The 12168-nt window shown below is 72.2% G+C and carries 13 protein-coding genes; all 13 read left to right on the top strand.

Annotation, left to right across the window (positions count from 1 at the left end; all coding sequences use genetic code 11):
• Positions 1-187 precede the first annotated feature (187 nt).
• The 13 genes from rpmE (at position 188) to atpD (ending at position 12131) form a co-directional block, all read left to right on the top strand.
• Positions 188-397 carry a 50S ribosomal protein L31 gene (gene rpmE / locus ACFQ80_RS18860; RefSeq protein ID WP_430552481.1) on the top strand — a complete coding sequence of 70 codons (210 nt, stop codon included), beginning with the start codon at positions 188-190 and terminating at the stop codon, positions 395-397.
• A 175-nt stretch (positions 398-572) separates the two neighbouring features.
• Positions 573-1667: a peptide chain release factor 1 gene (gene prfA / locus ACFQ80_RS18865; RefSeq protein ID WP_430564720.1), complete on the top strand. Its 1095-nt coding sequence runs from the start codon at positions 573-575 to the stop codon at positions 1665-1667.
• The gene (prmC, locus tag ACFQ80_RS18870) at positions 1660-2688 is read left to right on the top strand and encodes a peptide chain release factor N(5)-glutamine methyltransferase (RefSeq protein ID WP_430564721.1); all 1029 of its coding nucleotides are present in this window, start codon (positions 1660-1662) and stop codon (positions 2686-2688) included. Before prfA ends, prmC begins: the two co-directional genes overlap by 8 nt.
• 4 nt (positions 2689-2692) lie before the next feature.
• On the top strand, positions 2693-3442 hold the full coding sequence (locus ACFQ80_RS18875) for an L-threonylcarbamoyladenylate synthase (protein ID WP_430564722.1): 750 nt from the start codon (positions 2693-2695) through the stop codon (positions 3440-3442).
• Complete coding sequence (locus ACFQ80_RS18880) at positions 3439-4686, top strand: MraY family glycosyltransferase (protein ID WP_430564723.1); 1248 nt, start codon at positions 3439-3441, stop codon at positions 4684-4686. The genes ACFQ80_RS18875 and ACFQ80_RS18880 overlap by 4 nt, the downstream gene beginning before the upstream one ends.
• Positions 4683-5150 carry a hypothetical protein gene (locus tag ACFQ80_RS18885; RefSeq protein WP_430552476.1) on the top strand — a complete coding sequence of 156 codons (468 nt, stop codon included), beginning with the start codon at positions 4683-4685 and terminating at the stop codon, positions 5148-5150. Before ACFQ80_RS18880 ends, ACFQ80_RS18885 begins: the two co-directional genes overlap by 4 nt.
• Before the next feature lie 364 nt (positions 5151-5514).
• The gene (gene atpB / locus ACFQ80_RS18890; protein ID WP_430552475.1) at positions 5515-6198 is read left to right on the top strand and encodes a F0F1 ATP synthase subunit A; all 684 of its coding nucleotides are present in this window, start codon (positions 5515-5517) and stop codon (positions 6196-6198) included.
• A 101-nt stretch (positions 6199-6299) separates the two neighbouring features.
• Positions 6300-6530 carry an ATP synthase F0 subunit C gene (locus ACFQ80_RS18895; protein WP_079569652.1) on the top strand — a complete coding sequence of 77 codons (231 nt, stop codon included), beginning with the start codon at positions 6300-6302 and terminating at the stop codon, positions 6528-6530.
• 2 nt (positions 6531-6532) lie between these two features.
• Positions 6533-7144 carry a F0F1 ATP synthase subunit B gene (locus ACFQ80_RS18900; protein ID WP_430564724.1) on the top strand — a complete coding sequence of 204 codons (612 nt, stop codon included), beginning with the start codon at positions 6533-6535 and terminating at the stop codon, positions 7142-7144.
• Positions 7144-7959: a F0F1 ATP synthase subunit delta gene (locus ACFQ80_RS18905; RefSeq protein WP_430552474.1), complete on the top strand. Its 816-nt coding sequence runs from the start codon at positions 7144-7146 to the stop codon at positions 7957-7959. The genes ACFQ80_RS18900 and ACFQ80_RS18905 overlap by 1 nt, the downstream gene beginning before the upstream one ends.
• Positions 7960-8039: 80 nt before the next feature.
• Positions 8040-9668, top strand: coding sequence for a F0F1 ATP synthase subunit alpha (atpA, locus tag ACFQ80_RS18910; protein WP_429767007.1), 1629 nt, complete (start codon positions 8040-8042; stop codon positions 9666-9668).
• A 2-nt stretch (positions 9669-9670) separates the two neighbouring features.
• On the top strand, positions 9671-10570 hold the full coding sequence (locus ACFQ80_RS18915; RefSeq protein WP_430564725.1) for a F0F1 ATP synthase subunit gamma: 900 nt from the start codon (positions 9671-9673) through the stop codon (positions 10568-10570).
• A gap of 79 nt (positions 10571-10649) precedes the next feature.
• Positions 10650-12131: a F0F1 ATP synthase subunit beta gene (atpD, locus tag ACFQ80_RS18920; RefSeq protein WP_430552472.1), complete on the top strand. Its 1482-nt coding sequence runs from the start codon at positions 10650-10652 to the stop codon at positions 12129-12131.
• Positions 12132-12168 lie beyond the last annotated feature (37 nt).

Genomic DNA, 12168 nt, shown 5'->3' on the forward strand with positions numbered 1-12168 from the left:
GGCGGGGCCGCGGTGCCGTCACGGGGGGGCTCCCGGCCGGCGGGTCCGGGGGGGGGGCCCCGGGGGCGCCCGGCCCACGGGCGATGTCCGGGGCGCGTCCGCGTTCTGGCACAATGGTTCGTCGGCCTTCCGGTTCACGGCCCGCTGTCCTGCGGGGCGACCCGGCGGCATCACACCAAGGAGCATCATGAAGTCCGGTATCCACCCCGAGTACGTCGTCACCCAGGTGTCCTGCACCTGCGGCAACACGTTCACGACCCACAGCACCGCGACCTCCGGCAAGATCAGCGTCGAGGTCTGCAGCGCCTGCCACCCGTTCTACACGGGCAAGCAGAAGATCCTCGACACCGGTGGCCGCGTCGCCCGCTTCCAGGCGCGCTACGGCAAGAAGAAGTAGCTGCCTGACAGCGCCGGTGGTCCGCCCGACAACCTCTCCAGGGGCAGTCGGACGACGGACCACCGGCGCTTCTGCTTTGCCGAGGGAGTTTCGCCACCCGTCGAGGCAGTGCGTGTCCCGGTGAGGTGGTCCGCGCCGGGCCCGACGCGGCCTCGCGCCCGGACCGGGAGTACCCATGACCGACTCGTTCGCCGCCGCGCGGCCGCTGCTCGACGAGCACGCCGAGATCGAGCGCGCGCTGGCCGACCCGGCCGTGCACGCGGACGCGGCGCGCGCCCGCTCGCTCGGGCGCCGCTACGCCGAGCTGAACCAGGTCGCCGCGGCCTACCGGGCGTGGGAGCAGGCGCGCGACGACGCGGAGGCGGCCGCCGAGCTCGCCGCGGAGGACGAGGCCTTCGCCGCGGAGCTGCCGGCCCTGCGCACGGCCGCGGACGACGCCGCCGAGCGGCTGCGGCGCGTGCTGGTGCCGCGCGACCCCGACGACGCGCGCGACGTCATCCTCGAGATCAAGGCGGGGGAGGGCGGCGACGAGTCGGCGCTCTTCGCCGGCGACCTGCTGCGCATGTACCTGCGGTACGCCGAGCGGCGCGGCTGGGCCACGCAGGTGCTCGACGCGACGGAGACCGAGCTGGGCGGCTACAAGGACGTGCAGGTCGCGATCAAGGCGCGCAGCGTCTCCGACCCTGCCGAGGGCGTGTGGGCCAGCCTCAAGTACGAGGGCGGCGTGCACCGCGTGCAGCGCGTACCGGTCACGGAGTCGCAGGGGCGCATCCACACGTCGGCCGCCGGCGTGCTGGTGCTGCCCGAGGTGGACGACCCGGGCGAGGTGGAGATCGACCAGAACGACCTGCGCATCGACGTCTACCGGTCGTCGGGCCCGGGCGGCCAGTCGGTGAACACGACCGACTCCGCGGTCCGGATCACGCACGTGCCCACGGGGATCGTCGTGTCGATGCAGAACGAGAAGTCGCAGCTGCAGAACAAGGAGCAGGCGATGCGCGTGCTGCGCGCCCGGCTGCTCGCGGCGCAGCAGGAGGCCGCCGCCGCGGCCGCCGCCGACGTGCGGCGCTCCCAGGTGCGCACCGTGGACCGCAGCGAGCGGATCCGCACCTACAACTTCCCGGAGAACCGCATCGCGGACCACCGCACCGGGTACAAGGCGTACAACCTCGACCACGTGCTCGCGGGCGACCTCGACCCGGTGGTGCGCTCGGCCGTCGACGCCGACGAGGCGGCGCGGCTCGCAGCGGCCGGCGGACCCGGTGCCTGACGCCGTGCCCGGCGCCGTGGCCGACGAGGTGCCCCGCACCGCGGCTGCGGCGCTCCGCTGGGCGACCTCGCGCCTCGGGGCGGCGGGCGTGCCGAGCCCGCGCGTCGACGCGGAGGCGCTGCTCGCCCACGCCCTCGGCGTCGACCGGGCGGAGGCGCGGCGCCTCGCGGTGCTGGACCGTGCCCTGCCGGACGGCGCGGGCGACCGGTTCGCCGCCGACGTCGCGCGGCGCGCCGCCCGCGAGCCGCTGCAGCACCTCACCGGCGTGGCCCCCTTCCGGCACCTGGAGCTCGCCGTCGGGCCGGGCGTCTTCGTGCCGCGGCCGGAGACGGAGCAGGTGGCGCAGGTCGCGATCGACGAGGCGGCGCGGGTCGTGGCCCGGAAGGGCACGGCGGTCGTGGTCGACCTGTGCACCGGGTCCGGAGCCATCGCCCTGGCCGTCGCGACCGAGGTCCCGGGCGCCCGCGTGCACGCCGTCGAGCTGGACGCCGCTGCCCACGGGTGGGCGAGCCGCAACGTCGCCGCCGCGACCGGCGACCGGCCGGACGCCGTCGTCCACCTGCTGCGCGGCGACGCGCGGACCGCGCTGCGCGAGCTGGACGGCACCGTCGACGTCGTCGTCTCCAACCCGCCGTACGTGCCGCCGGGCGCGGTGCCGCGCGACCCGGAGGTGGCCGACCACGACCCGGCGGTCGCGCTCTACGGCCTGGGCGACGACGGGCTGGAGGTGCCGCGCGGCGTCACCGCCGCCGCGGCGCGCCTGCTGCGCCCCGGCGGGCTGTACGTCATGGAGCACGCCGAGGTGCAGGCCGCCGCGGCGCGCGCGATGGTGGCGGGCACGACCGTGGGCACGACCGTGGGCACGACCGTGGGCACGGCCGGGTTCGGCCCGGTGAGCACGCGCGACGACCTCACCGGCCGGCCGCGGATGGTGGTGGCGCGCCGCTCCGACCGGGCGCCCGAGCGCCCGTCCCCGCACCCGGACGTCCGGCCGGCGGCCGGTCGAACCGTGACAGACTGAGCCCGTGAGCAGCGTGCACGACGTCACCGACCCGAACACCTGGGGCCCTGCGATCGACGAGGCGGTGAACACGGTCTCGCGCGGCGGCCTGCTGGTGCTGCCGACCGACACCGTCTACGGGATCGGCGCCGACGCCTTCGACGCGGAGGCCGTCGCGGCCCTGCTCGCGGCCAAGGGCCGCGGGCGCCAGATGCCCCCACCCGTCCTCATCCCCGACGTGCGCACGCTCGACGGCCTCGCCACCGAGGTCCCGGACGACGCGCGCAAGCTGGCCGAGGCGTTCTGGCCCGGCGGGCTCACGATCATCCTGCAGGCCCAGCCGTCGCTGCAGTGGGACCTGGGGGAGACGCACGGCACCGTCGCGCTGCGCATGCCCGACCACCCGGCAGCCCTGGCGCTGCTGCGGCGCACGGGCCCGCTCGCGGTGTCGAGCGCCAACGCCACCGGCAATCCGGCGGCTCTCGACGTCGTCGACGCGCAGGCGCAGCTCGGCGACGCGGTGACCGTCTACCTCGACGGCGGCGACGCGCCCGGCGGCGTCGCGTCGACGATCGTGGACGCCACCAGCGAGCGGCTGCGCGTGGTGCGCCAGGGCGCGATCACGCTCGAGGCGCTCAACGAGGTCGCGCCCGTGCGCGCTGTCGACGAGCCCGTCGAGGAGCCCACCGCCGACGCGCCCGAGGCCGACGACGCGAGCACGCCCGACCGGACCGAGGAGCACGGCTCCGCACCCGCGGAGGAGTCCGCCGGGTGAGGGCCTATCTGCTCCTGCTGCTCGTCGCGGCGGCGGTCACGTACCTCGCCACGCCGGGCGCGCGGTGGGTCGCCCGCCGCACGAACGCGATCACCGCGGTGCGGGCGCGCGACGTGCACGTGCAGCCGACGCCCCGGCTCGGCGGCCTGGCGATGCTGCTCGGCATCGTCGTCGCGGTGGTGCTGGCCTCGCAGATGCCGTTCCTCGCGGGCGTCTTCGAGACGGGGCCGCAGGCGTGGGGCATCGTCGGCGGGGCCGTCATCGTCTGCCTGCTCGGCTGGGCCGACGACGTGTGGGACCTGGACTGGATGACCAAGCTCGCCGGGCAGGTGCTCGCGGCGGGGTTCATGGCCCTGCAGCAGGTCCAGCTCACGTCGCTGCCCACCCCGGACTGGCTGTTCATCACCTCGTCGAGGATCTCGCTGTTCCTCACGATCCTGGTGGTCGTCGTGGCGATGAACGCGGTGAACTTCGTCGACGGCCTGGACGGTCTGGCCGCGGGCCTGATGGCGATCGGAGGCTCGGCGTTCCTGCTCTACACGTACGGGCTGACCCAGCAGGCGACGCCGGAGAACTACGCCAACCTCGCGACGCTCATGATGGCCGTGCTGGTGGGGGCGTGCCTCGGCTTCCTGCCGCACAACTTCTTCCCGTCGCACATCTTCATGGGCGACTCCGGCTCGATGGTGCTCGGCCTGGTCTTCGCGGGCTCGGCGATCACGATCACGGGGAACGTCGACCCCGTCTCGATGGGCGCGACGCTCTCCGGGGCGCAGGCCGTGCCGCTGTTCATCCCGCTGCTGCTGCCGGTCGCGGTGGTGCTGCTGCCCCTGCTCGACATGGCGATGGCCGTGGTGCGGCGCCTCGCGGCCGGCAAGTCGCCGTTCCACCCCGACCGCATGCACCTGCACCACCGGATGCTGGCGCTCGGCCACTCCCACCGGCGCGCGGTGCTCATCCTGTACGTGTGGGCCGCCGTCTTCTCCTTCGGCGTGGCCGCGCTCGTCCTGTGGGACTGGAAGGCCGTGCTGGCGGGCCTCGGCGTCGCCGTGGTGGTGGCGCTGCTCCTCACGCTCGGCCCGCTGCGCACCCGGGGCCGCTTCCTGGACGACGACGTCGCCACCGGCAGCCACCCGACCGTCGCGGTGGCGCAGCCCGCGCCCGCAGCCCCCCGATCCCCGACCCCGCCCCCGGCCGCTCCGGCCGCGCCCACCCTGACGACGCACGAAGGACGCCACCGATGACGACGCCCGACACCCCTGGCCCGACGCCCGACCCCGCCGCCGGCGCGGCGGGCGAGCACGCCACCGACGCCGAGCGCCGGGTGCTGCGGACCGCGCTGCGGGACACGCTCCTGCTGGTCGGCGTGCTGGTGGTGCTGGGCGGCGGCATCGGCCTGCTGGTCGCCGGCCTGCCCGGGCTGTGGGGCGCCCTGGTGGGCGCCGCGATCGCGGCCTTCTTCTGCGCGACGACGATCTGGTCGATGATGCGCACCGTGGGGTCGAGCCCCGCGCGCATGGCGGCGTTCGTCATGGGCGCCTGGGTGGCCAAGATCGTCGTCCTCATCGTCGTGCTGGCGCTGCTCCAGGGCGCCACGTTCTACGCCCCGTGGGTGCTGATCGCCGTGCTCGGCGTGGGTGCGATCGGGTCCGCGCTGCTCGACTACCGCGCCGTGAACAGCGGACGCGTGCCCTACGTGCAGCCCTGACCGAGCCTTCCGGCCGAGCCTCCTGACCAGGGTGCTTGCGCCGGGCGACCATCCGTCGCCGGGGGCAACATCGTGCGCTTCTTCACAAGCCGCGAGATCTGGCCGGAAATTATGCTCCGGGATGTCGGAGCACCTGTGAACATCCGGTAGGCTGTCCGCGAATCCATGACGGCCAGGTCCGATGGCGTGCCCTCCCAGGAGTGGAGCGTCCGGACCGTACGACCTCCGGGAGAATCCCCTGTCTACGCCAGCGATCCCCCTGCTGCTTGCCGCCGAAGGCGGTGGCTTCCAAGCGCCGACGATCGCGGACTTCTTCCCGCCGGCCATCTTCTTCGAGGGCACGCCCTTCGAGTTCAACCGGATCATGCTGGTCCGCGTCATCATGGCGGCCGTCCTGCTGCTGGTCTTCTGCCTCGCCGCGCGTCGCGCCCGGCTGGTGCCCGGCCGGTTCCAGAACGGTGTCGAGATGGTCCTCGACTTCGTCCGCAACTCGATCGCCATCGAGGTGCTGGGCCAGGAGAACGGGCGCAAGTACTTCAAGCTGCTCGCGACCATCTTCTGCACGGTCCTCGTGATGAACATCGCGGCCGTCATCCCGTTCCTCAACATCGCGGGCACCTCGGTGATCGGCCTGCCGATCGTGCTCGCCGCGTGGACGTACGTGATGTACCTCGGGGCGGGCGTCAAGGCGCACGGCGTCGGCGGTTACCTCAAGAACTCGCTGTTCCCCCCGGGCGTGCCGAAGCCGCTGTACCTGCTGCTCGTGCCGATCGAGGCGCTCCAGGTCTTCATCCTGCGGCCGGCGACGCTCGTCATCCGGCTCCTGGCCAACATGGTCGCGGGGCACCTCATGCTCGCGATCTGCTTCGCGGCCACGTCGTTCTTCCTCTTCGACTCGGCCGGCGCGATGAAGCTCTTCGGGGCGGGCACGTTCGTGGCCGGCGCGGCGTTCTTCTTCTTCGAGGTCTTCGTGGCCGCCCTGCAGGCGTACGTCTTCGCGATCCTCACCGCCGTGTACCTCAACATGTCCGTCGAGGCGGAGCACTGACCGTCTCGCGGTTCCCGGCCTAGCCGGACCAGATCCACAACTGCACCCCACGAAAGCGACGCCGGGCCACCGTGGTCCGGCGCCCAACGGAAGGAAACCCAGTGGACGTCACCACCCTCGCCGAGGTCACCGGAAACATCGGCACCGTCGGTTACGGCCTCGCGGCGGTCGGCCCCGGCATCGGCCTCGGCATCCTCATCGGCAAGACGATCGAGGGCATGGCTCGCCAGCCCGAGGTGTCCGGCCAGCTCCGTACCACGATGTTCATCGGTATCGCCTTCGTCGAGGTGCTCGCGCTCCTCGGCCTGGTGGCCGGCTTCATCGTTCCGTGATGATGACCTCTTCCCTGAACACCCCCGCGGTTCTGGCTGCCGAGGGGACCGAGCAGAACATCCTGCTGCCGCACACGCCGGACATCGTGTGGTCGCTGATCATCGTGATCATCGTCGGGATCGTGTTCTACCGGTACGTCCTGCCCAAGTTCCAGGCCGTGCTGGACGAGCGCACCGCGAAGATCGAGGGCGGCATCGCCAAGGCCGAGAAGGCCCAGGAAGAGGCCGCGGAGGCGCTGAAGGAGTACCACCAGCAGCTCGCCGAGGCCCGTGCGGACGCCGCGAAGACCCGCGAGGAGGCGCGCGCCGAGGGCACCGCCATCGTCGCGGAGCTGCGCACCAAGGCGCACGAGGAGGCCTCGCGCATCGTCGAGACCGCCCACCGGCAGATCGAGGCGGAGCGCCAGACGGCGGCCGTCTCGCTGCGCGCCGAGGTCGGCGAGCTGGCCACCGAGCTGGCGTCCAAGATCGTCGGCGAGTCGCTGCAGGACTCCGCGCGCCAGTCGCGCGTCGTCGACCGCTTCCTCGACGAGCTCGAGGCCGCGGGCGACGAGTCGCGCACGGCGGCGCCGGTCGGCAACTCGGTCGGCAACTCGGTCGGCAAGGAGGGCTGATGCGGGGCACCAGCGGAGCATCCCTCGCGGCGGCGCAGGAGCGGTTCGAGCCGGTCCTGCGGTCCGCCGGGGCCGACGCGAAGGCGCTCGGCGAGCAGCTGTTCGCCGTCGTCGCCGCCCTGGACGAGTCCGGGCCGCTGCGCCGGTCGCTCGCCGACCCGTCGCGCGACCCGGAGGACCGTGCGGCGCTGGCCGGACGCGTGCTGGCCGGGGGCTTCGACGAGCGGGTCGTGGACCTCGTCACGGGCCTGGCGCGGTCGCGCTGGTCCGGCGACCGGGACCTCGCGGACGCCGTCGAGCGTCTCGGGCTCGACGCCGTGCTGGCGTCCGCCGAGGCGCGGGGCACCCTCGAGACCGTCGAGGACGAGCTGTTCCGGCTGACCCGGGCGCTCGTCGGGCAGCGTGAGGCGCGCCAGGTGCTCTCGGACGGCAAGACCGACCCCGAGCGCCGCGCGCAGCTCGTCGACTCCCTGCTCACGGGCAAGGTCGACGACGTGACGCTCGTGCTCGCCCGTCGGGCCACGACCGCCCTCCGCGGCCGCCGCTTCGTGGCGACGCTGCTGTGGTACGGGGAGATCGCCGCCGAGCGTCGCCGCCGCCTCGTGGCCACGGTCACGAGCGGCAGCGTGCTCAGCCAGTCCCAGCAGGACCGGCTCGGCGGGCTGCTCGAGCGTGCCTACGGGCGCCCCGTGCAGCTCAACGTCACGGTCGACGCCGCCGTCATCGGCGGCCTGCGCATCCAGGTCGGCGCCGACGTCGTCGACTCCACCGTGCTGTCCCGCCTGGCCGACGCCCGTCGCCGGCTGGCCGGCTGAACCCCTAGGCCCAGCGCCGGCTCCGGTCGGCTACGCAGAACGTGAGGCCGCGCGATACGCGGCCACGACAGGAGAGAGCAATGGCTGAGCTGACGATCCGGCCGGAGGAAATCCGCGCCGCTCTGGACAGCTTCGTGAAGTCGTACGAGCCCGAGGGCGCGGTCAGCGAGGAGGTCGGCCGCGTCACCGTCGCCGCCGACGGCATCGCCTACGTCGAGGGTCTCCCCGGCGCGATGGCGAACGAGCTGCTGCGGTTCGAGGACGGCACGCTCGGCCTCGCCCTGAACCTGGACGTCCGGGAGATCGGCGTCGTCGTCCTTGGCGAGTTCACGGGCATCGAGGAGGGGCAGGAGGTCCGCCGCACCGGCGAGGTCCTGTCCGTCCCCGTGGGCGAGGGCTACCTCGGCCGCGTCGTCGACCCGCTGGGCAACCCGATCGACGGTCTGGGCGACATCGAGAGCGAGGGCCGCCGCGCCCTCGAGCTCCAGGCGCCCGGCGTCATGCAGCGCAAGTCGGTGCACGAGCCGCTGCAGACCGGCATGAAGGCGATCGACTCGATGATCCCGATCGGTCGCGGTCAGCGTCAGCTGATCATCGGCGACCGGCAGACCGGCAAGACCGCGATCGCGATCGACACGATCATCAACCAGAAGGCCAACTGGGAGTCGGGCGACCCGAGCAAGCAGGTCCGCTGCATCTACGTCGCCGTCGGCCAGAAGGGCTCGACGATCGCGTCCGTGCGCGGCGCCCTCGAGGAGGCCGGCGCGCTCGAGTACACGACGATCGTCGCCGCCCCGGCGTCCGACCCGGCGGGCTTCAAGTACATCGCCCCCTACACCGGCTCGGCCATCGGCCAGCACTGGATGTACCAGGGCAAGCACGTGCTGGTCATCTTCGACGACCTGTCGAAGCAGGCCGAGGCCTACCGTGCCGTGTCGCTGCTGCTGCGCCGCCCGCCGGGCCGCGAGGCGTACCCCGGCGACGTCTTCTACCTGCACTCCCGTCTGCTCGAGCGCTGCGCCAAGCTCTCGGACGACCTGGGCGCGGGCTCGATGACGGGCCTGCCGATCATCGAGACCAAGGCGAACGACGTCTCGGCGTACATCCCGACCAACGTCATCTCCATCACCGACGGCCAGATCTTCCTCCAGTCGGACCTCTTCAACGCCGACCAGCGCCCGGCGGTCGACGTCGGTATCTCCGTCTCCCGAGTCGGTGGTGACGCGCAGATCAAGGCGATGAAGAAGGTCTCCGGCACGCTGAAGCTCGAGCTGGCGCAGTTCCGTTCGCTCGAGGCCTTCGCGATGTTCGCGTCCGACCTCGACGCGGCGTCGCGCGGCCAGCTGGCCCGCGGTGCGGTGCTGATGGAGCTGCTCAAGCAGCCCCAGTACACGCCGTACCCGGTCGAGGACCAGGTCGCGTCCGTGTGGGCCGGCACCAAGGGCAAGCTCGACGACGTCCCCGTCGAGGACGTCAAGCGGTTCGAGTCCGAGATGCTCGACCACCTGCGTCGCCACACCTCGGTGCTCTCCACGATCGCCGAGACCGGCAAGCTCGAGCAGGACACCGAGGACGCGCTGGCCGCGGCCGTCGAGGACGTGCGCAACGGCTTCCTCAAGGCCGACGGCACCCCGCTCGTCGGCGGCGACGACGAGGGCGACTCCGCGGACGTCGAGCAGGAGCAGCTCGTCGTGCAGAAGAAGGCCTGAGCATGGCCGGTGGAGCCCAGCGCATCTACAAGCAGCGGATCAAGTCGACGCAGTCGCTGAAGAAGATGTTCCGCGCGCAGGAGCTGATCGCGGCCTCCCGCATCGGCAAGGCGCGGGCGCGCACCGCCGCGGCGTCGCCGTACGAGCGTGCCATCACCCGCGCGGTGTCGGCCGTGGCGACGCACACGTCGACCAAGCACCCGCTGACGAGCGAGCGCCACGACACGGACCGCGTCGCGGTCCTCGTGATCGCCTCCGACCGCGGCATGGCCGGCGCCTACTCGGCGTCGATCATCCGCGAGACGGAGCGCCTCGTCGCGCAGCTGCAGGGCGAGGGCAAGCAGGTCGCGCTCTACGCGACCGGCCGGCGCGCCGTCTCGTACTACGGCTACCGCGGGCGCCAGCTCGCGGGGCAGTGGTCGTACGGCTCGGACAGCCCGGACTCGGACGTCGCCGGCGAGATCGCCGACACCCTGCTCGGGGCGTTCCTCGCCCCGGCGGACGAGGGTGGCGTCGGTGAGCTGCACGTCGTCTACACGCAGTTCGTCAACATGGTCACGCAGCGGCCGCGCGTCGTGCGGATGCTCCCGCTCGAGGTCGTCGAGGGCGTCGCCGCACCCGGCGAGCACGAGACGTTCCCGCTGTACGACTTCGAGCCGTCGCCGGAGAGCGTCCTCGACGCCCTCCTGCCGCGCTACGTCCGCAGCCGCATCTTCAGCTTCATGCTCGACGCCGCGGCGTCGGAGCTGGCCGCGCGCCAGCGGGCGATGCACACGGCGACGGACAACGCCGAGGACCTGATCCGCACCTACACGCGCCTGGCGAACCAGGCTCGCCAGGCGGACATCACCCAGGAGATCAGCGAGATCGTCTCGGGTGCCGACGCCCTCGCGGCGTCATGACGCCGGCCATGGCAGCAGCCCAGCCGGCTCTGACGACCGTACTGACATCCGCAACGTTCCTTTCGAAGCGAGGCAAGCAATGACCGCCACCACCGTGGAAGCCCCGGTCGAGCACCAGAGCGGACCCGGCGTGGGCCGTGTCGCGCGCGTGATCGGCCCCGTCGTCGACATCGAGTTCCCCGAGGACGCGATCCCCGACATCTACAACGCCCTGACGGTCGACATCGACCTGTCGTCGCAGGGCGAGGGGGAGAAGTCCTTCACCCTCATGCTCGAGGTCGCCCAGCACCTCGGCGACTCCCTGGTCCGCGCGATCGCGCTGAAGCCGACCGACGGCCTCGTGCGCGGCGCCGCCGTCACCGACACGGGCGCGCCCATCAGCGTGCCGGTCGGCGACATCACCAAGGGCAAGGTCTTCAACGTGACCGGCGACGTCCTCAACCTCGCCGAGGGCGAGAAGCTCGAGGTCACCGAGCGCTGGCCGATCCACCGCAAGCCCCCGGCCTTCGACCAGCTCGAGTCGAAGACCGAGATGTTCGAGACCGGCATCAAGTCGATCGACCTCCTCACCCCGTACGTGCAGGGTGGCAAGATCGGCCTCTTCGGTGGTGCGGGTGTCGGCAAGACGGTCCTCATCCAGGAGATGATCCAGCGCGTCGCGCAGGACCACGGCGGTGTGTCCGTGTTCGCCGGCGTCGGCGAGCGCACCCGTGAGGGCAACGACCTCATCGCCGAGATGGAGGAGGCCGGCGTCTTCGACAAGACCGCCCTGGTCTTCGGCCAGATGGACGAGCCGCCGGGCACGCGTCTGCGCGTCGCCCTGTCCGCGCTGACGATGGCGGAGTACTTCCGCGACGTGCGCAAGCAGGACGTGCTGCTCTTCATCGACAACATCTTCCGGTTCACGCAGGCCGGCTCCGAGGTGTCGACCCTGCTGGGCCGCATGCCGTCCGCGGTGGGCTACCAGCCCAACCTGGCCGACGAGATGGGCCTCCTGCAGGAGCGCATCACCTCGACGCGTGGTCACTCGATCACCTCGCTCCAGGCGATCTACGTGCCGGCCGACGACTACACCGACCCGGCGCCGGCGACCACGTTCGCCCACCTGGACGCGACGACCGAGCTCTCCCGCGAGATCGCGTCGAAGGGTCTGTACCCGGCGATCGACCCGCTGACCTCGACGTCCCGCATCCTCGACCCGCGCTACGTGGGCCAGGAGCACTACGACGTCGCCACCCAGGTGAAGTCGATCCTGCAGCGCAACAAGGAGCTGCAGGACATCATCGCGATCCTCGGTGTGGACGAGCTCTCGGAGGAGGACAAGACGGTCGTCGCGCGTGCGCGTCGTATCCAGCAGTTCCTCTCGCAGAACACCTACATGGCGAAGAAGTTCACCGGCGTGGAGGGTTCCACCGTGCCGCTGAGCGAGACCATCGAGGCGTTCAAGAAGATCGCCGAGGGCGAGTTCGACCACATCGCCGAGCAGGCGTTCTACAACATCGGCGGCCTCGAGATGCTCGAGGAGAACTGGGCCCGGATCCAGAAGGAGTACGGGGCCTGACGGTCTCGTCCCGCCGCGTCGCCCCGCCGGGAGGCAC

It is taken from the genome of Isoptericola sp. NPDC056578 (assembly GCF_042793275.1).
Lineage (GTDB): Bacteria > Actinomycetota > Actinomycetes > Actinomycetales > Cellulomonadaceae > Isoptericola.